The organism is Catenibacterium mitsuokai, assembly GCF_025148785.1.
Lineage (GTDB): Bacteria > Bacillota_I > Bacilli_A > Erysipelotrichales > Coprobacillaceae > Catenibacterium > Catenibacterium mitsuoka.
Window position 1 is genome coordinate 1670003 of the sequence record NZ_CP102271.1, and the last position, 22121, is coordinate 1692123.

Sequence of the window (22121 nt, forward strand, 5' to 3'; positions counted from 1 at the left end):
CCTCCTAGTCCATTACACGGATGCTCTGAACATAAACATTCACAGCTTCAATATCAATATCTAGAGTCTTTTCTAGTACATATTTAACTTTCTTCTGTACTTCATATACGATTTCAGAAATCTTCACACCGTAACCTACAATAATATAAAGATTAATAATAGAACCAGTCTGACCTTCTTCAACAACAATTCCTTTAGAATAATTATCTTTACCTAGAAGATCATAAAAACCATCCATCATCTTCTGGCTAGCCATACCTACAACACCATAACATTCTGTTGCAGCTCCGCCACAAATAGTAGCAATAACGTCAGTTGAAATATCTATATTTCCAAGATCAGTTGTTTTTTTAATCATATTGATTCCTCCATTTTTATTCTTTTTTCATAATAGTAATTATATATCATATACACAAACATTACAAACAATTAGGATTATAGCAAACAATAAAGATTTTTCAATCCTTATTTAATGCTTAAATACACCTTTTTTTACATTTTGTACAGATTAATAAAAAAAATGATTGATTTTTGATGAGGTAGATGGTAAGATACACGAGTATGTGAAACAAGTAAAAGGATGGTGAATTCAATGTCTAGAAAATGTCAGCTTAGCGGTAAAGGACCTATGTCTGGTAACAACCGTTCTCATGCATTAAACGCTACAAGAAGAAAGTGGAATGTTAACTTACAGAAAGCTACTGTCATCATCGATGGTAAGCCTACAAAGGTAAGAGTTTCTGCAAGACAGTTAAGAACTTTAAGAAAGAGCGCTTAATCGATATAATAATAGAGGCTGGTAACAGCCTCTTTTATTTTACTATGTCTAACACTTCTATAAGTTTGTCTATTTCATATGTGACAGCTTGAGAAGTGTTTTTTTGATGAGCTGGATTAAAGTAGCATGTATCTATTCCTACATTCTCTCCACCCTTTATATCGCTTGTAAGTGAGTCTCCAATAATAATTGTGGTATCAGGATCATAGTGGGTCTTTTCTTTAATATAATTAAAGTAAGTGAGATCAGGTTTTTCATATCCTACATCTTCTGAGATGAATATATCATCAAATAAATCATAAAGCCCTGTACCCTTTAATTTGCCTAACTGAGCGACTTTTGAGCCATTTGATGCTGCATACTGCTTGCAATGTGGTTTAAGCGCCAAAATGACATCTAAGGCGAATTCATTCAAACAATAATAAGTACCTAATGCTTCCTGATAATCTTTATTAAACTGAACACCATCAATAGAAACATTAAGTAATGTAAAAAAATCTACAAAACGTTTCACCATGAGTTCATTTCTTCTTGAATGATCCTTTTCAATCATCTTCCAGCATTCTTTATTAATCTTTTTGTATTCTTCAAATTGTGCTTCTGTCATAGATACGCCATGCTTCTCTAAACATTTTTCCATGCTGATTTTTTCAGACATTTCAAAATTAAGAAGTGTGCCATCTATATCCCATAATATAGTTTTATATTTCATAATGTCCTCCTTATTTCATTATACGAAAAAGATAGGAATACTCAATATCCCTATCTCTTGAATGATTTCTTAAATTGATCAAAAATAGATTCTTTTTCGTCTAATTCCTTAAGTTTCATGTAAAGGTCTTTTTCTTTCTTGCTGAGTTTCTTAGGAATAGAAACATTGACCTGAACATACTGATCACCATAAGTATCACTACGCATGTTCTTGACACCTTTACCCTTAAGTCTCATGACTGTACCAGTTTGTGTTCCTGCTGGAATCTTCATAGTCACATCACCATAAACAGTAGGTACTTCTACTTCACAGCCAAGAGTTGCATCGACTGCAGAAACTGGAACTGATATAGAAATATCATTACCATTTCTCACAAAGTATTTATGTGGACGAACATAGATTTCTACATATAAGTCCCCATTAGGTCCACCATTGACACCACGCTGTCCTTTACCAGCGACACGTAACTGCTGATGAGAATTAATACCAGCTGGGATAGTTAATTCAACAGTGACATTCTTATTAATATATCCTGAACCATGACAATGTGGGCACTTATCCTTGACTACCTTACCTGTACCATGACAGTCTGGACAGACTGTTTCATTAATGATAGTACCAAATGGCGAACGCTGCTGTACTCTAATACGTCCTGTACCACCACATCTAGAACATGTATGCACATCATTAGGATTCTTCGCACCTGTACCATGACAATGAGAACACTGTTCATCGTAGTTAATCTTAAGTTCAGTCTTTTTGCCCTTGATAGCATCCATGAAATCAATTTCTATCTGAACATAACGGTCTTCACCTTTTTGTGGTCCTGTAGGTCTTCTAGAACGTGACTGTCCTCCGCCAAAGAATGAACCGAAGATATCACCAAAGTCCATATCTTCAAATCCACCAAATCCCTGGCCACCAAATCCTCCAGCACCTGCACCACCCTGTTCAAATGCTGCATGTCCATAACGGTCATAAGCGGCCTTCTTATTCTCATCAGAAAGAATTTCATAGGCTTCATTAACTTCCTTGAACTTTTCTGCTGCATCAGGCGCCTTATTCACATCAGGGTGATATTTCTTTGCCATCTTACGATAGGCACGTTTTATTTCATCTTTTGAAGCATCCTTGGACACACCAAGGACTTCATAGTAATCTCTCTTATCTGCCATAAATCACACCTCATTTAATATAAGCCAAGGGGGATTCCCTTGGCTTTCTTGTTAGTTCTTTTCAGTAAAGTCTGCATCAACGAAATCATCGTTATTGTTGTTAGATGAAGTGTCTGCACCTGCTGTGTTACCAGCATTCTGCTGCTGATACTGAGCAGCAGCCATCTGCTGAGCAATCTTTTCAAGTTCGCTCATCTTAGATTCAAGAGTAGCCATATCATTATTATCTAATGCAGTCTTAAGTTCATCTCTTAAAGCTGTAGCCTGCTTCTTCTGATCTTCTGGAAGGTTAGCACCCTGTTCAGCTAAAGCCTTATCAATCTGGTTGATCATAGCTTCTGCTTTGTTCTTAGTTTCGATGTCTTTACGTTTCTTTTCATCGTCAGCTTTGTTGCTTTCTGCTTCCTTAACCATTCTATCGATTTCTTCTTCACTTAAACCTGTAGAGTTCTGAATAGTGATAGACTGTTCTTTGTTTGTCTTCATATCTTTTGCTTTAACGTTTACGATACCGTTAACGTCGATATCAAATGATACTTCAATCTGAGGAACGCCTCTTGGAGCTGGTTCAATACCATCAAGTTTGAATAAGCCTAACTGCTTATTATCTTTAGCCATAGCACGTTCACCCTGTAATACGTTGATATCTACAGCTGGCTGGTTATCAGCAGCAGTTGAGAAGATCTGTGATTTAGTAGTTGGGATAGTTGTGTTACGAGGAATTAATACTGTCATAACACCACCCATTGTTTCGATACCAAGTGATAATGGTGTAACGTCAAGTAATACGATATCTTTAACATCACCAGTGATAACACCACCCTGGATTGCAGCACCCATAGATACTACTTCATCAGGGTTAACTGACTTGTTAGGTTCTTTTCCTAATAATCTCTTAACTGATTCCTGTACTGCGATAATACGAGTAGAACCACCAACTAATAAGATCTGATCGATTTCTGATGGAGTAACGTCAGCATCATTTAATGCCTGTCTTACTGGAGTTTCAGTTGCAGCAACTAAATCAGATGTTAATTCATCAAATTTTGCTCTTGTAAGAGTCATATCTAAATGAAGTGGTCCATTAGCACCAGCTGTGATATATGGTAATGAAATCTGAGTCTGCATCATACCAGATAAGTCTTTCTTAGCCTTTTCTGCAGCATCTTTAACTCTCTGCATAGCCATCTTATCAGCGCTTAAATCAACACCGTTTTCTTTCTTGAATTCACTAATCATGTAGTCCATAACTTTCTTATCGAAGTCATCACCACCTAAGTGGTTGTTACCTGCAGTAGCTAATACATCGAAAGTACCATCAGCTAAGTCAAGGATAGATACATCGAATGTTCCACCACCTAAGTCATATACTAATACTTTCTGTTCCTGTTCAGTCTTGTCTACACCATAAGCAAGAGCTGCTGCTGTAGGTTCGTTGATGATACGTTCAACTTCAAGACCTGCAATCTTACCAGCATCTTTTGTAGCCTGACGCTGTGAGTCATTGAAGTAAGCTGGAACTGTGATAACTGCACGAGTTACAGGTTCACCTAAATAACTTTCAGCAGTAGCTTTTAAGTTCTGAAGAATCATTGCTGAAATTTCTTCTGGTGTATAATCACGACCATTGACATGTTCTTTATAGCTTGTACCCATATGTCTCTTGATTGATGCTACAGTATCAGGATTTGTAACTGCCTGACGCTTTGCAGCTTCACCAACGATAATTTCGCCATTCTTGAATGCAACAACTGATGGAGTTGTTCTCATTCCTTCTGGATTTGCAATTACTTTTGCTTCACCATTTTCCATTACACTGACACATGAATTTGTTGTACCTAAATCAATACCAATAACTTTACTCATAATAAGTTCTCCTCCTATTAATCCTTATTCACTTTCACTAAAGTTGCTCTAATAACTCTATCTTTTAACATATAACCTTTTTGTAATTCTTCAGTCACAATATTTGGACCAAAGTCAGGATTGTCATCCTGCATGACTGCCTGGTGTATATTAGGATCAAATTCCTTGCCCTGTGCTTCAATCACAGTTACACCATTCTTACCTAGAATATTCATTAACTGGTTTAAGATCATCTTGTTACCCTTAAGAATATTCTTACCTTCTTCGCTTTCAGGTTCTACAGTTAATGATCTTTCATAGTTATCAATAACTGGTAGTAACTCTTCAATAAAAGACTGCATTGCATACTTTAACTGATTTGCATGTTCTGTTTTAAGTCTTTTCTTTAAGTTCTCCATATCAGCGAATACTTTATAATAATCTGTCTTCCACTTGTTGATTTGAGATTCTAAATCCTTAATCTTTTCATCTTTAGGATCTACTGTTTCTTCAGCTTTTTCTTCAGCTGTTTCTTCTTTTACTTCTTCAGCTTCTTCCTTAGTAGTTTCTTCAACAGTTTCTTCTGCTTCTTTCTTCATTTCTTCTGCCATGGTCTCACCTCTTCTACTCATCATTTTCCTTGATGATTCTTTCAATATTTTCAGTAATATATTCTACAAGCGATACAACTTTCTTGTAAGGCATACGCGTTGGACCGATTACAGAAATCGTTCCTTTGTTAGCTCCTCCTGTATCAAAAGAAGATGAAATAACAGATACATCATCAAGTCCAGATACATTTGAATCATCACCAATCAATACCTTAATGCCATCGTCATCTGTGGGTGCTAAGAAATTCCAGTTTGATGAATTTTCAAATGCACTCACTAGTTTTCTTAACTTATTGACATCATTGTATTCTGGCTGATATAACAAATGATCTTTACCAGAGAAATATACATTGTTTCTTGCAAATTTCATAAATGCTTCTAAGAAAGCATTAAACAAGATTTCATGTTCCTTGATTCTCGTATTGAGGATTGGCTTGACATCGTTTTCTAACTTATCTGCGACCTGATTAATTGGTGTACCTACCAGTGTATCATTCATAACCGATACACAGGATTGTAAATCATCCAAACTCAATGTCTCAGATAAAGTGAAAACTCGATTTTCTACATGTCCCTTATCCGTCACTATGATGGCTGTCACATTTCTTGTTCCAATAGGAACTAATGTGATATTCTGCAGGCATTCATAACTTGAATTAGGTCCTAGAGCAACCGCCGTCAGATCAGTCAACTGGCTTAACATTTCGCAGCTTTCTTTAATCAAACTATTCAATGATTGATGTGTATCACTAAAGATTGTTGCAACCTGATTCTTCACCTGTTCATCAACATTTGGCTGAAGCAAAGTATTTACATAATAGTAGTAGCCCTTCTTAGAAGGAACACGACCAGAAGATGTATGTGTCTTTACTAGAAAGCCAAGTTCTTCAAGTTTGCTCATTTCATTTCGGATAGTGGCGCTTGAATAAGGTAACTCATATTTTGTCATCAATAGTTTAGATCCAACAGGTTCTGCTGTTTCAATAAACTCTTCGACAATATATTTAAATATTAGCATTTGTCTTGCCGATAGCACTCTCAAGCACCTCCTTAGCACTCTTTTTCCTCTTGTGCTAGATTCATTATACATTCTTTTTTAGCAGTGTCAAGCCTTTAGTGCTAGTTTGTGTTAAAAAACGGTTTCTATTTTCTAGAAACCGTTGTACTACTCTGGCAAGAAATCAAGGAGAATGGAATTAAGAAGATCAAGCGTATGATTTGTTTTTAAATGATTATTTTCAATAACCAGATTGTGGTTATCTAGATTCTTAGAGAGAGCTTCTTTATAGACCTCTTCTATAGTATGATGGTATCTTCTTTTAAATTCATCAAGGTCCAATCCTTCTTCAAGACGTAAAGACATCATAAGATGATTAAACATTGTATCTTCGATTGTTTCTTTTTCTATATATATTGTATTCTTCCCCTGCAGGTAATCAGTGAGACTACGTGAGTGAGAAATAAGTTCATCATCTATCTTACCTGTGGCGCCAATACCGACACCATAATAGTTCTCATAATGCCAATAGACTTTATTATGATAAGATTCATGATTTCCTAATGCATAATTAGATACCTCATAACGATGAAAACCTGCACGAGAGAGTGTCTCTACAATATAATCACTCCAGATTCCTTCAGTTTCTTCATCAAGTGGTTCATAATTGTCATAAAGTCTTGTATGTTCTTCTAGTATAAGAGAATAGTAGGATAAATGATTGATAGGAAGTGATAAGGCAATCTGTAAATCTTCTTTTACATCTTCTAGTGTCTGTCCTGGTAATCCATACATCAAATCAATAGAGATATGCTTAAAGCCAATAGCCTTCGCATTTCTTACAACTTCTTTTGCAATAGAAGATGTATGATAACGTTCAATTCTTTTTAATAATGTATTATCAAATGTCTGTACTCCAACACTTAAGCGATTAACTCCATGAAGATGCATAATTTCTAGTTTATCTAGCGTTGCTGATTCAGGATTGACTTCTATAGTATATTCTAGAGTTCCATCACCCACAAAAGGATCTATCATATTTAATAACATCTTTAATTGATTTAAAGAAAGTGCACTTGGTGTGCCTCCTCCTATATAAATAGTTTCCATCGGATGATGAGGAAGTGTATCAAGTTCTTCCTTTAAACGTTCTAGATACTGTAATACAAACTCTTCACGATAATAAACCTTTGCAAAATCGCAATAAGAACAGATATGATCACAAAAAGGAATATGAATATAAAGTGCTTTTGTTTCCATATTATATCCTCATCAAGAAGAGTTCTAATCCTCTATATTTATCCACTGTCCCTGTCTTGATCGCATAATCAAGTTCAGATAAAGCATAAAGTTTTTCCATAAGTTCTGTAATATCAAAGTGTGCCGCATTTTTACGGATTGGATAGATTGCACGAGGATTAAGTCCAAGGGCAGATGCAATATCAGTATCACGATAGCCCTTCTTACTCATAATAGAGACCTGATAAAGATTACGTAATGAATTCGCAATTAACCCAATCAACTGTAAAGGCTCATGGTTTTGAGAAATCAAATCCTGATAAACACGCATCGTATTTCTTAAATCATGATTCATAAGCGCATTTGTCAACTTAAATACATCTTCTTCAACACGTGGTGGAACAAGTCTTTCAACATCTTCCTTCTTTATATTATGTGTATAAAGACATAGTTTTTCTACCTGATTAGAAATAGTCAAAAGATCATTCCCACAGCGATCTAACAACAAAGTAAGTGCATCATCTTCAATAGAGGCATTTCTATGAATGATCGCTTCTCTAGTAGCTTTATAAAGCTGATCAAAGGTCAGTTTTTCCATTTCATACCATTTCGCATGCTTACGTAATGATTTGACTACCTTCTTTCTTTCATCAAAATTACGCTGATCCTGATATATAACAAAGATTGTTGTCGGATTATCATGTTCAATATAATCTAAAAACAGCTTGATATCTTCATCTGTGACAAGCTTCTTTTTAGGCTTCTCTTTGGTAAGAAAGATTGGATTCTTTAAGACAACCATCTTATATTCTGTCAAGAAAGGCTGTGTTAAGGCATCTTCAATGATTTCCTTCATTGGCGTTTCACCTGCATGATAGACCATATAATTCATATCATCACTTGTACATTGATATTTCTTTTTTAAATCCTCTAATCTTTGTGCAAGCAATAGTTTTTCTTCTCCATATAATACAATATTCATAGTTTTCCATCCTTTTGTCCTATTCTACCATATATTCATGATTAACGGTAAATAAGATGTTCCCCTAAATAAGTGATAATAGAAAAGCTGCCATCAAGATCAGTACGCAGTATTTTAATCTTTCTTTCTTCTAATCGTTTAATCACAATACGAGCTGGGTGACCATAAAGATTATGTTCTCCTACACCAATCATCGCAATACGTGGATGTACCATTTGAAAGAATGTTACAGAAGAAGAATAACCACTACCATGATGAGCCACTTTTAAAACATCTATATCTATTTCTCCATATTTCTTATAAAGATCTTCTTCTACATTGCTTGGGATATCACCCGTAAATAAATAATTATAGCCTCCTGTTGTTACTAACATGACTAAAGAATTTTCATTGGTAGAAGGATAAATCACATCACTTTTAAGCATTTTAATTGTAATCAGCTTATTCTTCTCTTCTTCCTGATAGGAGTCAATGATACGCTTGACTTTATATTTCTTCTTTAACGAATCCAAAGCACCATAGTGATCATAATCGTGATGAGATATATAAACTCTATCAATACACGGAACACCTTGAGATTTAAGAAATGGAATAACATTATGACTAGCAATATCATATTCCCTGTTACCCCCTGTATCAATCAAATAATTTCCTTGATTGAAAGGTAGGCGGATCAATGAACAATCCCCCTGCCCTACATCAATAGTAGAAACCTGAGTGTATGGTTTATAGATACTATATATATGAAAGCTGATCATAAGTGCACATAATAGAGACATAGAAAACTGAACACTCTTCTTTTCTTCTAATAATAAGAAAATATAAAATAAGATGACATAATAAAGAATAATAAATGAGAGCGTTGGTTTTTGAAAAATGATTTCTGCATTGAATGAAGTGATAAAGTTCAAGATCATCTGCTGGTAGTTGATCATCATCTTCATAATGAGATCTATTGGAAAAATGAGAGAGAGGAGCGTTACAATATAGAAACAGGATATAAAAGGAGCAAGAAGAACCGTTAAAAAATAAGAAAAGATATTAATGGAGAAGTTAAGCGCGAGGACAATAGGAATACCACCCAAATAGATAAGGAAAGAGCGATATGGGAAATGTTTGGTCATAATGACAAGGAAATAAATAAAGTAAGAGAAGACAAAAGAAATACTAAAGATGATATAAGGATTTTTAATAACATTAAATAAAACAAGTAACGATAGTACATCTAATTGATTGAACTTCTCTTTTACAAGATCATAGATGACAAGCATATAAAAGGCACGATGAAGAGATATATTATAAGGTATAGAAAAGACATAAAAGGCTATGAGTATTTTGATAATGATATCCGCAATATCAACACGTACAAACGTTTTAATAAGACTCAAACATTTATAAAGTAAATGTATATGCATACCTGAAAGAGCAAACATATGGATAAGAGAAAGACTTGTGAGGAGTGAATAGTCTTCTTTAATGGCTTCATCTTTTATACCTAGAACAAAGAGTTTCTGATAACTTTTAATAGACTTCGAAGAAGAGAAATGTTTTTCTATTAATTGACAAAAGGAAGGATGGGATGAAACAGAGGTAATATGGGTGATTTTAGCCTTTGCGACGATATTGTTAGCTTTGAATGAATGATATTCATCATAACCTATCGGATCCTTGCGATGCTTAATTTCAAGAAACCTAAGTTTAACAAGTACTTCATCATTGTATTGAAATGAATGATCTGTATAGGCTTTAATCTTCCCATAATCAGTGTTTAAAATAACATAATTATCTCTTATATCTTTCACCCTCCCAGAAACAATAGAAGGCACTTCTGGTGAAGTCACTGGTCTTAATATAATTGGTAATAAAAAAAGAAGAAACAACATCTTTCTTCCAAATCGTTTCACTAGATAAATTAAATAAGCAAGTAGAAATATATAAAATAAAGGATGAACAAGATAAGCAACTGACAGCAATAAGACAAATACAGCATAATATACTAAATGATATCTTAAAGGCATAGATAGTCACGATAGATGAGATATTTCTTCTCACCGATTCCTTGTATATTCATGATGTCTTCTATCGAATAAAAAGGCTGTATCTGTCTATAGTCAATGAACTTCTGTGCTGTTTTCTCTCCTACCCCTTTTAAAGTCATAAAGTCTTCTAAAGTTCCCTTATTAAGCGAAATCATATTTGCTCTTTTTTCTGGTAAATAAAAACGCATTTCTGCTTGAATACTTCTATTCATATTTAAAGAATCCATGCAAGCATTTTCTTTAACCCCTACTTTCTTTACTAAATCACTCATCGTCATACCTTCTTTTATAGGAACTTCACCTGTTTGGTTAAAAGCACCTTCTAACGTGATATAAACTTCTGATTTTTGTGTAGAGCTGACTTTTTCAGGCTTTTGATAACTATATAGAAATGAGGCAATACTCAAAAGAATCAGCCCAATAATCTTAATTTGACGCATAAAAAAAGAGAATTGATCTAATTCTCTCTTGTAATATGAAAATGTCTATAAGCAAGATTTGTCGCAATTCTGCCTCTTGAAGTACGTTTGATCAAGCCTTTTTGTAGTAAGTAAGGTTCATAGACATCTTCTAATGTCATTCTTTCTTCACCAATACTTGCAGCAAGTGCTTCTAAACCAACTGGCCCACCCTGGAAACGATTGATAATGCCAAGTAAGTATTTATGATCGACATCATCTAGTCCTAGATTATCTACTTTTAAACGGTCCAATGCCTGCATTGTACGGTCTTTTGTAATGATTTCATCACCATAAAACTGTGCAAAGTCTCTTACACGTCTAAAGAGTCTATTCGCAATACGTGGTGTCCCTCTTGAACGTCTGGCAAGTTCCATCTTTGCTTCCTCTTCCATGGTCATACCGTAGACTTTACTTGTACGAGAAATAATATCTCTGAGTTCTTCATCTTTATAATAATCAAGTTTAGCCACAATACCAAAACGGTCACGTAATGGGGCTGAAATATCTCCTGCACGTGTAGTCGCTCCTACTAATGTAAAAGGAGGTAAATCAATACGTACAGAACGTGTTGTGGCATCTTTACCAATCATAACATCCACGCAGAAATCTTCCATTGCTGGATACAGTATTTCTTCTACAACTTTATTCAAACGATGAATTTCATCAATAAAAAGAACATCACCTGGTTCTAAAGATGTAAGCAAAGCGACAAGATCTCCCGTTTTTTCAATAGAAGGTCCTGTTGTAATCTTGATATGCGTTCCCATTTCATTTGCAATAATCATCGACATAGTCGTTTTACCAAGTCCTGGAGGACCATAGAACAAAACATGATCAAGTGTTTCATCACGCATCTTTGCAGCACCTACAAAGACACGAAGGTTTTCTTTTAAATCATGCTGACCGACATATTCATCAAAAGAAGCCGGTCTTAAAGAGCTTTCTTCATCTTCGATATGTTCATTAGTATCTAAAACATCACGATCCATAAGATTCTCCTTTCATTATTGTGTTAATAAGGCTAATGCACGTTTCACATAGCCATTTGTATCTAGATTTTCGCTCGATAATACTTTCATAGCTTTTTCTACATCACTCTGTTTATAGCCTAATGCGATTAATACTTCAGTAGCTTCCTCATAATCTGGAGAGCCAAGAGGCTTCATTGCACGTTTATCAAACTTACCATGCAAGTCAAGAATGATCTGCTGTGCCGCCTTAGGTCCAATACCTGGTATCTTCTTAAGATATGCTATATTTTTACCTTCTATCGCATCAATAATCGCATCAATCTCACCTGTCGCAAGAATACCGATTGCCGTCTTGCAGCCTATCCCTTTCACAAGAATAAGCTTTTGAAATAATTCTTTTTCTTCTTTCTTCTTAAAGCCAAATAAGGTAAGATCATCTTCTTTGACCTGTTGATATATATATACTGTTGCATCATCACCCTTTTTAAAATTATAAGGATTAGATACATGTACTTCATAACCTATTCCATGATTATCTATGACAATATGATCTGAATACAAACCTGCAATGATTCCTTTGATATAACTATACATAAAATTCTCCTTTACGCATTCCCTAATTCTATCATATGTCAAAAAAAAATACCATTTCTAGAAATGGTATTAATTATAAAATTCAAACTCGAAGTCATATAGGCGTACAGTATCGCCATCTTCACAGCCTGCTTCTCTTAATGCATCATCAATACCCATATTACGGATCTGTAATGCGAATCTCTGGAAGCCGTCATCTGTAGTAAATGATGCCATCTGTACAAGTCTTTCAACCTTCTTACCAGTAACTTCCCATACACCATTACCCTTATTATGGATAGTGAATGGTTTTTCATCTTCCTTATAAGTATAAAGAACACTTTCCTGTTCTTCTTCCTGATTAAAGAAGTCTGGTGCAGTTTCTAATGCATCAGCAACTGCATAAAGGACAGCATCGATACCTTCATGAATTGGTGCAATGATTGGGAATACTTTCTGATCTCCAAGTTTTTCCTTGAACTTCTTTAAGTTTTCTTCTGCTTCATCGCCATCCATCTTATTAGCAACAATAATCTGTGGTCTTTCTAATAAGCGATATTCATATTCACCTAATTCTTTATTAATAGTGACATAATCTTCATAAGGATCTCTGCCTTCGCTACCGCTCATATCAATAATATGCACGATAACACGACATCTTTCGATATGTCTTAAGAACTGATGACCTAATCCTTTACCCTGTGATGCCCCTTCAATAAGACCAGGTAAGTCAGCCATAACAAATGAACGACCATCCTTAACCTGTACAACACCTAAATTAGGCACAATAGTAGTAAAGTGATAATCAGCAATCTGTGGTCTTGCTTTTGAAACAACAGATAATAAAGTAGACTTACCAACACTTGGGAATCCTACTAATCCAACATCTGCAAGTAGCTTTAATTCTACTCTTAAATTGAATTTTTCACCTGGTTCACCATTTTCACAGATTTTAGGTGCTGGGTTACGTGATGAAGCGAATCTTGCATTACCACGACCACCACGGCCACCTTTTGCGATAACAGCACGCTGACCATCTTTTGTAAGATCGGCAATAATATTGCCTGTATCATCATCATAAACACAAGTGCCCACTGGTACTCTGATGACTAAATCATCGGCATCAGCACCATGCATCTTTTTAGCATGACCTTTTTCACCATTTTGTGCTTTATATTCACGATAATATCTTAAGTCTAATAAAGTAGATAATGAGTTTGTTGCAACGAAGATAACACTTCCGCCACGACCTCCATCTCCACCAGATGGACCTCCTTTAGGAACATGTGCTTCACGTCTAAACGCAACTGTACCATTACCACCAGTACCAGCTTGAACATAAATCTTAACGCGATCAATAAATTTCATGTATCCACCTTCTTTCTTCAAAAAAAGAATCCCATAGGGGATTCTTGAGATTAAGCTACTGGGTAAACAGATACCTGTTTCTTGTTTTTACCAAGTCTTTCGTATTTAACGACACCATCAACTTTAGCGAATAAAGTATCGTCTCCACCTTTACCAACATTAGTACCAGGATGAACCTTAGTACCTCTCTGTCTATAAATAATTGAACCAGCTGTGCAAGTCTGTCCATCAGAAAGCTTAGCACCTAAACGCTTTGATTCAGAGTCACGACCGTTCTTAGTAGAACCTACACCCTTTTTAGAAGCGAATAACTGTAAATCTAACTTTAACATAGTATTATACCTCCCTAGTGTTAATTTTAACATATTGTTCGTATGAGTATTCAACAGTTTCTAGAATTTTTATTAAAGTTTCTAGAATAATTTGATAATCTTCACGATTATTGAATATCTCGAAATAAGAGTAACCACTCTCTACATTGGCAAGATTGCCATCTTTCATGAAGCCTTTGGCTTCAAGCATATTGTAAATACCTACTACTGCAGTACTGATTCCAGCACAAGCAAGATCTTTACCATATTCATTTTGTCCAGCATGCCCTTCAACCTTGATAGATTGAATCTGACCTGCATGATACACGACATCTACGTGAGTCATTAAGCGTTAATTTCTTTGATTGTTAACTTAGTATAAGGCTGTCTATGACCCTGTTTCTTATGATAATGCTTTTTAGGCTTATATTTGAATATAGTGACTTTCTTTTCCTTACCCTGTTTTTCAACAGTTGCAGTAACCTTAGCACCTTCTACATAAGGATGACCAACTTTAACACCGTTATCACCAACTAAAAGAACCTTTTCGAAAGTGTATTCAGTGCCTTCTTCAACATCTAACTTTTCTACAAAAATAGTATCTCCGGCTTCAACCTTTAACTGTTTTCCACCAGTTTCAATAATTGCGTACATCAGTGTACCTCCTTCATATTTTTTTCTCTTAGACTCGCCAACCAAGGCAGCACTTGCATTTAATACCTTTTATGTGCGGTTGTAGTCAGAGGTCTACAACGCTGATTATAATATCATTTCTTACCCTTATCGTCAATATTTTTTTCAATTTTCTTGAATTCTTGTCTAGGACAGGTACGATTATACACTTCTCTTAGATGTTCTTGTGATACATGCGTATAAATCTGGGTCGTAGATAAAGAGGAATGCCCTAATAGTTCCTGTACAACACGGATATCCATACCTGCATCGAGTAAATGAGTTGCAAAGGAATGGCGAATTGTATGAGGATGAATCTTACGTAAAGGATCATAAAGATACATCGTGCGATCAATAATATTCTCTACTCCTCTATTTGTCAGTTTCTTTCCTCTTCGATTCACAAATACATAATCATGTGCTTCATGATATTCATTCATAATGCTGATACGATCATCATTGATATACTGCAGTAACCATTTTTTTGCATAATCATGAAATGGTACTTCTCTTTCTTTGCTTCCTTTACCAAGCACTCTAATCATTTGTCTATTAAAATCAATCTGCGACAAGCGCAATGACACTACTTCACTTACACGAAGTCCTGACGCATACATGAGTTCTAAAAGAGCTTTATTTCTTACTCCTAGAGATGTATGCGTATCAATTGAGTCTAGATAGCCCATCATTTCATCAACATAAAGGAAATCAGGGTTTCTAGAGCCTGTTTTTAAAGAATGCACCTGTGAAAAAGGATTAGAGACTACACTATTCTGTTGACATAAATATTTAAAAAAAGATCTAAGAGAACTCAAATAATGATTGATTGTTGTATGAGACAAATGTTTCTCATTTAAATAAATCAAGTAATTCTGAATTACATAATAGTCTACTTCCTGTAAAGAAATACTTTCTTTACCTATAAATAAGAGAAAATCAGTCAGTTCTCTTTCATAGGATTGTAAAGTAAGTACAGAGTAGTTCTTTTGATATTTAAGATAGTGAAGAAAAGCTTTCTTTTCATCCATTGATGAATTCTTCCATCTTTTCTAATGCACGCTGTGCATATTTTTCTTTCTTTTCTTTTTTCTTCACTTTACCTTCTAAATCAGGAAGAATACCAAAGTTAGCCTTCATCGGCTGGAAATCACTTGGGGACGCATGTGTAATATAATAAGCCAAAGAGCCCATGACTGTTTCTCTAGGATAAGTAAGAAGTTCTTCTCCCTTTAAATATCTCACCATATTCTTACCAGCCACAATACCACTCTGCGCAGACTCTACATATCCCTCTACGCCTGTCATCTGACCTGCAAAGAATAAATCTTCACGATTCTTGAACTGATATGTAGGATTTAAATAAGTAGGTGAATTGAAGTAACAGTTACGATGCATGATACCATAACGAACAATAGAAGCATTTTCTAGCCCTGGAATCATATGAATAATACGATCCTGTTCACCCCATTTAAGATGTGTCTGGAATCCTACAATATTATAAAGAGAACCCACTGCATTATCCTGTCTTAACTGAACAACTGCTTCAAAACGCTGACCATCCTTTTCTAGTCCTACAGGCTTCATTGGACCAAAAAGAAGTGTCTGCTTTCCTCTTCTTGCGATTTCTTCAAAAGGCATGCAGCCTTCAAAGAACTTTTCTTCAAAATCATGAGGCTTTACAACTTCTGCATTGATAAGTGCATCATAGAAAGCATCAAATTCTTCTTTAGTCATTGGGCAGTTGATATATTCCCCATCACCTTTATCATAACGTGATTTATAAAAGGCTTTATTAAAATCAATAGATTCTTTTGTGACAATTGGAGCCGCTGCATCATAGAAATAGAAATAATCCTGATTACCCATTAAATCCATAATCTCTTTTGCAAGTGCATCACTCGTCAAAGGTCCAGATGCAATAATAGTCGGTCCATCTGGAATACGAGTCACTTCTTCACGATGAACAGTAACAAGAGGATGATTTTCAATAAACTCTGTCACCGCACGAGAAAAACCTTCACGATCGACTGCCAAAGAACCTCCTGCAGGAACTGCATGGTCTCTCGCCATCTTGATAATCATGCTGTCATTCATTGTCATTTCTTGTTTTAATACACCTACTGCATTCTTTAAGCCATCTGCACGTAATGAATTAGAACATACCAATTCTGCAAAATCACTTGTTTTATGTACATCTGTCTTCTTAACCGGTCTCATTTCATAAAGATGTACAGGAATACCTTCTTTAATAAGCTGGTAAGTGGCTTCAACACCAGCAAGTCCACCACCAACGACATTTACTTCCTTAATCATATTTTCCTCCAATGAAAGAAAATGAACTGCATGGGCAGTTCATTATTCTTCTTTCTTTTTCTTTTCTTTAATAATTGTTTTACACTTTGGATAATTAGAGCAGGCTTTAAATGGACCAAAACGACCCTTCTTCCATACAACTGGACTGCCACAGTTAGGACATGTTTCACCTGTCTCTTCAAGTTTCTGAGGCTTGATATATTTACACTTAGGGTAATTAGAACATGCTTCAAAACGTCCGAAACGACCCATTTTATAGATCATAGGAGAACCACATTTAGGACATGTCTCGCCTGTTTCTTCATTGATCTTATTTTCATCAGCCTTGACATATTTACATTCTGGATAATTAGAGCAGGCAACAAATTCACCAAAGCGACCTTTTCTAATGACAAGATCTCCACCACATTCAGGACATTTTTCTCCTGTCTTTTTAGGTTCAATCTTTTCCATACCGTCATAGGCTTTTTCTAATAGCGGTTCAAAAGCCTGTTCAAATTCAGTTAAGGCATGAACATAAGTATCCTGTCCCTTTGCAATTTCATCAAGTTCATTTTCCATCTTTGCAGTATAGTCTACATTGATGATTGAATCAAAATATTCAAGAAGCTTCTTATTAGTCAAAAGTCCTGACTCTGTAGGCTTGAATGTCTTCTTTTCCAAAGTGACATATTCTCTTGTAACGATTGTATCGATAATAGTCGCATAAGTAGAAGGACGACCAATACCTAATTCTTCCATCGCCTTGATAAGCTTTGCTTCTGTATAACGTGCTGGTGGTGTAGTGAAATGCTGTTCTTTATTGATTTTCTTTGCATCAATCAATTCATTTTCATCCATATCTGGGAGTAATTCGTTCTTACTCTTATCATATTCACCATAAACCTTTAACCATCCATCAAACTTTAAGATAGAGCCTGATGCATTAAACTTATAATCATTGTTATCTAATACTAAAGATGTACTTGCAGACTGGCTTGGTGCCATTAATGAAGCAAGCGCACGTGCATAGATTAATGAATACAGCTTATACTGTTCCTGTGTAAGGTATTGTTTAATACTTTCTGGTGTACGCTCAATACTTGTAGGACGAATTGCTTCATGAGCATCCTGTACATTTTCAGTCTTCTTAGAAACTTTAACACTTCCTACATATTCTTTACCATATGTCTTTTCAATATAATCCATTGCAGCTGCAGTAAATTCAGGTGATAAACGAATAGAGTCTGTTCTCATATAAGTAATTAAACCGACAGTCTCAGTTCCAATATCAATCCCTTCATACAACTTCTGAGCAATAGACATCGTACGTCTTGCTTTAAAATTTAATTTAGAAGAAGCTTCCTGCTGCAGTGTTGAGGTAATAAATGGCGCATATGAATTTCTCTTCTTTGTCGTTTTCTTAATCTTCTCTACAGTAAATGTAGGTGTCAATGCATCATAAATGGCTTGTGCTTCTTCACCATTATGGATTTCTAATTTCTTAGTTTTATACTTAGTGAGTTCTGCATTGAAGGGGATATTATCCTTTTCAAAATCAGCATCAATCTTCCAGAATTCTTCTGGGATGAATGCATCAATTTCTGCTTCTCTCTCACAGATTAATCTTAATGCAACTGACTGTACACGTCCTGCAGACTTAGATTTAATCTTCTTCTGTAGAAGTTTAGAAAGCTTAAACCCGATAATTCTATCTAAGACACGTCTTGTTTCCTGGGAATGAACAAGATCCATATCAATCTTGCGAGGATTATCAATCGCTTTTGTAACTGCATTCTTTGTGACTTCATGGAATTCGACTCTTTTTGTAGTCTCAGGATCTAATCCTAATACTTCTGCCAAATGCCATGAGATGGCTTCTCCTTCACGGTCCGGATCGGTTGCGAGATAAACATCATCTGCTTTTTTGGCACATGCTTTTAATTCTTTTACAACATCTTTCTTATCTTTACTAATAACATAATGAGGGGCAAACTCATTTTCTATATCTACACCTAAGCCGCCTTTGCCAGAGATAGCCAGGTCTCTGATGTGGCCTTTTGATGATTTTACAACAAAATCATCACTTAGGTATTTACTAATTGTTTTAGATTTAGATGGTGATTCGACAATTACTAAATGACTCATACATCTAACCTCCTTCATCACATTATAATATGGGATTTTTTTATTTTGTCAACATCTTAGTGAGAATAAGAAGCGAAACGCTTCCTATTCTTCTAAGATATCTTCTACATTCATAACTAGTTTTGCACCCTGCTGAATCAGCGCATTACAGCCTTTTGAGTCATACACACGTCCTGGAACTGCAAATACATCCTTGCCCTGTTCCAAGGCAAAACCAACTGTAATCATCGTGCCACTTTTAAGATCAGCCTCTGTAACAAGAAGTTTTTGCGAGAGTCCTGCAATAATACGATTTCGTTTAGGAAAATGATCTTTACGAGGTGGCGTACTTCCAGGGTATTCACTTAAAACAAGTTCATTCTTCAATACATAATACAGATCTTCATTCATCGGTGGATAAGGATAATCGATTCCACTACCAAGCACTGCGACAGTATGTCCCTTTGATCGAATAGCTGTGCGGTGGCTGACGCCATCAATTCCCTTAGCCATTCCCGATACAATCACAATATCATTCTTCACAAGTTCTTTTACAAGTACACGTGTCGCCTGAACACCATACTCGCTGCAGTCTCTTTTACCAATAACCGCAATACAGTCTTTATCTAGTAAAGATAAAGAACCATAATAATAGAGTACAAATGGTGGACAGTTGATATATTTAAGCTGTTGTGGATAATCATCACTAATAATAGTCGTATAAGAACTCTTAATCGTTTTAAAGAGTTCTTCTTTTAAAGACTCATCCACACGTTCCTTACGTTCTAAGGCCTTATAAATCAAATCAAACTGTCCCTTATACTTCAATGAAAAATAAAGTAGAATATCTTCCACATCAATCACCTCCTACTATATCTATTCTTAATAGAAGGCTTATTTTCTCAAAAAAGAGAAAGATCTTTAATCTTTCTCTTCAAAATCAAAGGATAATTGTTCATTCAGTACTTTTTGTACTGGCGCAAAAGAACGACGATGAATTGGAGTGACACCATACTTTTCTAATGCTTCTTTATGGGCTTTAGTAACATAACCTTTATGTTTTTCAAAGCCATACTCTGGATATTGTTTACCATATTCCTTCATGATGCGGTCTCGAGTGACCTTTGCAAGAATACTTGCTGCCCCAATAGAAATACTTTTCGCATCTCCTTTAATAATAGAAAGATGAGGAATATCTCCCAAGGGCATTGCATCACTTAATGTAAAGTCAGGTTCTAATGATTCAACAATACGTTTCATACCAGTACGAGAAGCTTCATAGACATTTAAAGTATCTACTTCTTCTACTGATAAAACCTCTATTTGATAAGCAAGCGCATTTTCTATAATTAAATCATAGAGTGCTTCTCTTTTCTTTTCAGTCAATTTCTTAGAATCATTGATACGTTCATCATAGAAATCTTCAGGAAAAATGACACCACCTACAACAAGCGGCCCAGCCATCGGTCCCCTTCCTGCTTCATCTACGCCCAGTATTCTAGAGTAGCCTGCAGCTCTAGCTTCGTTTTCATATTTTAAACGTTCCTGTTTATTCATCGCTAAGCTCCCATGTGATTTTTCCAAGAGAACCGTTCTTTAAATCATTAAAGAATGTTTCCTGTACACGGTCATAATCTGTTTTGCCTCTTAATTTCTTAATATGACGATAATCTGAGATATGATCATAGACTGGAATTACCCAATCTGAATCTAGATCAATAGTCAAATTATAACGTTGTTTCAACATGTCTGGATAATGTTTCGCCAGATAACCTATTGCATGAATAAATAAATCATCAAGTGGAAGGATTTCCATCTTAATAGAGCCACATAATGCGACATTCATTGCTTTATTGATATCTGTGAATTTAGGTTCTAGTACACCTGGTGTATCGAAAAGTTCAAAATCCTTATCAACACGGATAATCTGCTGAGCCTTTGTAACTCCCGGCTTATTTCCTACTGCAGCGGCTTTTCTTTTCGCAATCTTATTGATAAAAGTAGATTTACCAACATTAGGAATACCAGCCACTAAAGCACGAATTGGCTTAGGCTTTAAACCTCTTGCGGCTTCTTTTTCACGCTTTTCTTTTAACTGATAGCGACACATGTTCACAATCTTCTTTTCTTCCTTGAAGTTCTTTAAATCAACTGCGATGGCGCTATGTCCCTGTCTTTTAAATTCTGCAATAAGAGCTTCTGTTGCCTTAGGATCGGCCAAATCCTTCTTTGTAAGAATATAAAGACGAGGTTTATTCTTGATCATATGATCAAGTTCTGGATTATGTGTTGAAAAAGGAGCACGTGCGTCAACAAGTTCAATCACAATATCTACCAACTTTAATTTACTTTCGATTTCTCTTTGGGCTTTAGCCATATGCCCTGGATACCACTGAATCTGCATTGCCATAAGTTCCTCCTCAATCATTTCTCTTAATATGCTGGATTGGATAAATAATATATCCATTTTTTGCACGAATATCTTCTATATGAACTGGTCCAAAATATCTTGAATCATAGGACATAGGACGATTATCACCTAGAATAAAGTATTCATCGTGTCTTAATTTAATTCTAAAATCTTTTGTATAATGTGTTAAATCATATTTAATCTTTTCTTTTTTCATGAAAGGAAGCTTAAGAAAAGGTTCTTCTACTAATTGACCATTAATATATAAATGATCATTCTTGTAGCTGATTTCTTCTCCTGGAAGACCAATAACACGTTTAATGACATCTTCTTTCAATGCGCTGCTGCGTACATCAACGATATCAAAACGATGAATCTGTTTATAAGATGTCACTCCCGTCATTAAGATAAAGTCACTATCATGAATAGTTGGCATCATGGATGTTCCTTTCACCTTGACCGGAAGCACGACAAATGTAAATAGACATAATATAAGTAGCACTATTCCAGGTAAACACAGTTTTTTTAACTTATTCATAATATAGAAAAAAGAATGGG

24 protein-coding genes and 1 other annotated feature are annotated in these 22121 nt (G+C 35.3%); of the genes, 1 reads left to right on the plus strand and 23 read right to left on the minus strand.

The genetic code is table 11. The features are described 5' to 3' along the window. Positions 1–4 precede the first annotated feature (4 nt). Positions 5–358: an Asp23/Gls24 family envelope stress response protein gene (locus tag NQ499_RS08750; RefSeq protein ID WP_006504692.1), complete on the minus strand. Its 354-nt coding sequence runs from the start codon at positions 356–358 to the stop codon at positions 5–7. Between the two features lie 234 nt (positions 359–592). Here NQ499_RS08750 and rpmB point away from each other — a divergent pair, with 234 nt between their 5' ends. After that, positions 593–778 carry a 50S ribosomal protein L28 gene (gene rpmB / locus NQ499_RS08755; protein WP_022425067.1) on the plus strand — a complete coding sequence of 62 codons (186 nt, stop codon included), beginning with the start codon at positions 593–595 and terminating at the stop codon, positions 776–778. Between the two features lie 34 nt (positions 779–812). Here rpmB and NQ499_RS08760 read toward each other — a convergent pair whose 3' ends face one another. From NQ499_RS08760 to lepB, 22 genes are all read right to left on the minus strand, one after another. Continuing rightward, positions 813–1490: a YjjG family noncanonical pyrimidine nucleotidase gene (locus NQ499_RS08760; protein ID WP_006504694.1), complete on the minus strand. Its 678-nt coding sequence runs from the start codon at positions 1488–1490 to the stop codon at positions 813–815. A gap of 50 nt (positions 1491–1540) precedes the next feature. Continuing rightward, a complete protein-coding gene (gene dnaJ / locus NQ499_RS08765) occupies positions 1541–2665 on the minus strand; it encodes a molecular chaperone DnaJ (protein ID WP_006504695.1) in 1125 nt (374 codons plus the stop codon). Between the two features lie 51 nt (positions 2666–2716). After that, positions 2717–4531: a molecular chaperone DnaK gene (gene dnaK, locus NQ499_RS08770; RefSeq protein WP_006504696.1), complete on the minus strand. Its 1815-nt coding sequence runs from the start codon at positions 4529–4531 to the stop codon at positions 2717–2719. A 17-nt stretch (positions 4532–4548) separates the two neighbouring features. After that, a complete protein-coding gene (gene grpE, locus NQ499_RS08775; RefSeq protein WP_238319814.1) occupies positions 4549–5121 on the minus strand; it encodes a nucleotide exchange factor GrpE in 573 nt (190 codons plus the stop codon). Positions 5122–5134: 13 nt separating this feature from the next. Then, entirely contained in the window at positions 5135–6157 is a 1023-nt protein-coding gene (gene hrcA, locus NQ499_RS08780) for a heat-inducible transcriptional repressor HrcA (RefSeq protein WP_040389615.1), read from the minus strand. 129 nt (positions 6158–6286) lie between these two features. Then, a complete protein-coding gene (gene hemW / locus NQ499_RS08785; protein ID WP_006504699.1) occupies positions 6287–7378 on the minus strand; it encodes a radical SAM family heme chaperone HemW in 1092 nt (363 codons plus the stop codon). Between the two features lies 1 nt (position 7379). Beyond that, positions 7380–8339, minus strand: a complete 960-nt coding sequence (gene holA / locus NQ499_RS08790; RefSeq protein WP_006504700.1) for a DNA polymerase III subunit delta — start codon at positions 8337–8339, stop codon at positions 7380–7382. A gap of 41 nt (positions 8340–8380) precedes the next feature. Then, a complete protein-coding gene (locus NQ499_RS08795; RefSeq protein WP_006504701.1) occupies positions 8381–10357 on the minus strand; it encodes a ComEC/Rec2 family competence protein in 1977 nt (658 codons plus the stop codon). Continuing rightward, complete coding sequence (locus NQ499_RS08800; RefSeq protein ID WP_006504702.1) at positions 10348–10818, minus strand: ComEA family DNA-binding protein; 471 nt, start codon at positions 10816–10818, stop codon at positions 10348–10350. The genes NQ499_RS08795 and NQ499_RS08800 overlap by 10 nt, the downstream gene beginning before the upstream one ends. A gap of 17 nt (positions 10819–10835) precedes the next feature. Then, positions 10836–11828: a Holliday junction branch migration DNA helicase RuvB gene (gene ruvB / locus NQ499_RS08805; protein ID WP_006504703.1), complete on the minus strand. Its 993-nt coding sequence runs from the start codon at positions 11826–11828 to the stop codon at positions 10836–10838. Positions 11829–11843: 15 nt separating this feature from the next. After that, positions 11844–12404, minus strand: a complete 561-nt coding sequence (ruvA, locus tag NQ499_RS08810; protein WP_040389616.1) for a Holliday junction branch migration protein RuvA — start codon at positions 12402–12404, stop codon at positions 11844–11846. A gap of 69 nt (positions 12405–12473) precedes the next feature. Beyond that, entirely contained in the window at positions 12474–13751 is a 1278-nt protein-coding gene (obgE, locus tag NQ499_RS08815; RefSeq protein ID WP_006504705.1) for a GTPase ObgE, read from the minus strand. Between the two features lie 50 nt (positions 13752–13801). Next, a complete protein-coding gene (gene rpmA, locus NQ499_RS08820) occupies positions 13802–14083 on the minus strand; it encodes a 50S ribosomal protein L27 (RefSeq protein WP_022425801.1) in 282 nt (93 codons plus the stop codon). A 4-nt stretch (positions 14084–14087) separates the two neighbouring features. Further along, positions 14088–14408 (minus strand): ribosomal-processing cysteine protease Prp, encoded by a 321-nt coding sequence (locus tag NQ499_RS08825; protein WP_006504707.1) that lies wholly within the window; start codon positions 14406–14408, stop codon positions 14088–14090. Next, positions 14408–14716, minus strand: coding sequence for a 50S ribosomal protein L21 (gene rplU, locus NQ499_RS08830; RefSeq protein ID WP_040389617.1), 309 nt, complete (start codon positions 14714–14716; stop codon positions 14408–14410). The genes NQ499_RS08825 and rplU overlap by 1 nt, the downstream gene beginning before the upstream one ends. A 20-nt stretch (positions 14717–14736) precedes the next feature. Continuing rightward, positions 14737–14807: a sequence feature (ribosomal protein L21 leader region), on the minus strand. 22 nt (positions 14808–14829) lie between these two features. After that, positions 14830–15762, minus strand: coding sequence for a site-specific tyrosine recombinase/integron integrase (xerA, locus tag NQ499_RS08835; RefSeq protein WP_006504709.1), 933 nt, complete (start codon positions 15760–15762; stop codon positions 14830–14832). Next, on the minus strand, positions 15755–17047 hold the full coding sequence (gene trmFO, locus NQ499_RS08840) for a methylenetetrahydrofolate--tRNA-(uracil(54)-C(5))-methyltransferase (FADH(2)-oxidizing) TrmFO (RefSeq protein ID WP_006504710.1): 1293 nt from the start codon (positions 17045–17047) through the stop codon (positions 15755–15757). The genes xerA and trmFO overlap by 8 nt, the downstream gene beginning before the upstream one ends. Positions 17048–17089: 42 nt before the next feature. Next, on the minus strand, positions 17090–19174 hold the full coding sequence (topA, locus tag NQ499_RS08845) for a type I DNA topoisomerase (RefSeq protein WP_040389618.1): 2085 nt from the start codon (positions 19172–19174) through the stop codon (positions 17090–17092). 84 nt (positions 19175–19258) lie between these two features. Then, entirely contained in the window at positions 19259–20008 is a 750-nt protein-coding gene (dprA, locus tag NQ499_RS08850) for a DNA-processing protein DprA (protein ID WP_040389619.1), read from the minus strand. A 66-nt stretch (positions 20009–20074) separates the two neighbouring features. Beyond that, positions 20075–20710 carry a ribonuclease HII gene (locus NQ499_RS08855; protein ID WP_006504713.1) on the minus strand — a complete coding sequence of 212 codons (636 nt, stop codon included), beginning with the start codon at positions 20708–20710 and terminating at the stop codon, positions 20075–20077. Then, positions 20703–21563 (minus strand): ribosome biogenesis GTPase YlqF, encoded by an 861-nt coding sequence (ylqF, locus tag NQ499_RS08860; protein WP_040389620.1) that lies wholly within the window; start codon positions 21561–21563, stop codon positions 20703–20705. Before ylqF ends, NQ499_RS08855 begins: the two co-directional genes overlap by 8 nt. Before the next feature lie 10 nt (positions 21564–21573). After that, positions 21574–22101 (minus strand): signal peptidase I, encoded by a 528-nt coding sequence (gene lepB / locus NQ499_RS08865; RefSeq protein WP_006504715.1) that lies wholly within the window; start codon positions 22099–22101, stop codon positions 21574–21576. Between the last annotated feature and the right edge of the window lie 20 nt (positions 22102–22121).

What these genes read in the sequence shown, in the direction of transcription:
- NQ499_RS08750 (WP_006504692.1), bottom strand. Translation starts at nt 358, where the DNA reads ATGATTAAAAAAACAACTGATCTTGGAAATATAGATATTTCAACTGAC.
- rpmB (WP_022425067.1), top strand. Translation starts at nt 593, where the DNA reads ATGTCTAGAAAATGTCAGCTTAGCGGTAAAGGACCTATGTCTGGTAAC.
- NQ499_RS08760 (WP_006504694.1), bottom strand. Translation starts at nt 1,490, where the DNA reads ATGAAATATAAAACTATATTATGGGATATAGATGGCACACTTCTTAAT.
- dnaJ (WP_006504695.1), bottom strand. Translation starts at nt 2,665, where the DNA reads ATGGCAGATAAGAGAGATTACTATGAAGTCCTTGGTGTGTCCAAGGAT.
- dnaK (WP_006504696.1), bottom strand. Translation starts at nt 4,531, where the DNA reads ATGAGTAAAGTTATTGGTATTGATTTAGGTACAACAAATTCATGTGTC.
- grpE (WP_238319814.1), bottom strand. Translation starts at nt 5,121, where the DNA reads ATGGCAGAAGAAATGAAGAAAGAAGCAGAAGAAACTGTTGAAGAAACT.
- hemW (WP_006504699.1), bottom strand. Translation starts at nt 7,378, where the DNA reads ATGGAAACAAAAGCACTTTATATTCATATTCCTTTTTGTGATCATATC.
- holA (WP_006504700.1), bottom strand. Translation starts at nt 8,339, where the DNA reads ATGAATATTGTATTATATGGAGAAGAAAAACTATTGCTTGCACAAAGA.
- NQ499_RS08795 (WP_006504701.1), bottom strand. Translation starts at nt 10,357, where the DNA reads ATGCCTTTAAGATATCATTTAGTATATTATGCTGTATTTGTCTTATTG.
- NQ499_RS08800 (WP_006504702.1), bottom strand. Translation starts at nt 10,818, where the DNA reads ATGCGTCAAATTAAGATTATTGGGCTGATTCTTTTGAGTATTGCCTCA.
- ruvB (WP_006504703.1), bottom strand. Translation starts at nt 11,828, where the DNA reads ATGGATCGTGATGTTTTAGATACTAATGAACATATCGAAGATGAAGAA.
- ruvA (WP_040389616.1), bottom strand. Translation starts at nt 12,404, where the DNA reads ATGTATAGTTATATCAAAGGAATCATTGCAGGTTTGTATTCAGATCAT.
- obgE (WP_006504705.1), bottom strand. Translation starts at nt 13,751, where the DNA reads ATGAAATTTATTGATCGCGTTAAGATTTATGTTCAAGCTGGTACTGGT.
- rpmA (WP_022425801.1), bottom strand. Translation starts at nt 14,083, where the DNA reads ATGTTAAAGTTAGATTTACAGTTATTCGCTTCTAAAAAGGGTGTAGGT.
- NQ499_RS08825 (WP_006504707.1), bottom strand. Translation starts at nt 14,408, where the DNA reads ATGACTCACGTAGATGTCGTGTATCATGCAGGTCAGATTCAATCTATC.
- rplU (WP_040389617.1), bottom strand. Translation starts at nt 14,716, where the DNA reads ATGTACGCAATTATTGAAACTGGTGGAAAACAGTTAAAGGTTGAAGCC.
- xerA (WP_006504709.1), bottom strand. Translation starts at nt 15,762, where the DNA reads ATGGATGAAAAGAAAGCTTTTCTTCACTATCTTAAATATCAAAAGAAC.
- trmFO (WP_006504710.1), bottom strand. Translation starts at nt 17,047, where the DNA reads ATGATTAAGGAAGTAAATGTCGTTGGTGGTGGACTTGCTGGTGTTGAA.
- topA (WP_040389618.1), bottom strand. Translation starts at nt 19,174, where the DNA reads ATGAGTCATTTAGTAATTGTCGAATCACCATCTAAATCTAAAACAATT.
- NQ499_RS08855 (WP_006504713.1), bottom strand. Translation starts at nt 20,710, where the DNA reads ATGAATAAACAGGAACGTTTAAAATATGAAAACGAAGCTAGAGCTGCA.
- ylqF (WP_040389620.1), bottom strand. Translation starts at nt 21,563, where the DNA reads ATGGCAATGCAGATTCAGTGGTATCCAGGGCATATGGCTAAAGCCCAA.
- lepB (WP_006504715.1), bottom strand. Translation starts at nt 22,101, where the DNA reads ATGAATAAGTTAAAAAAACTGTGTTTACCTGGAATAGTGCTACTTATA.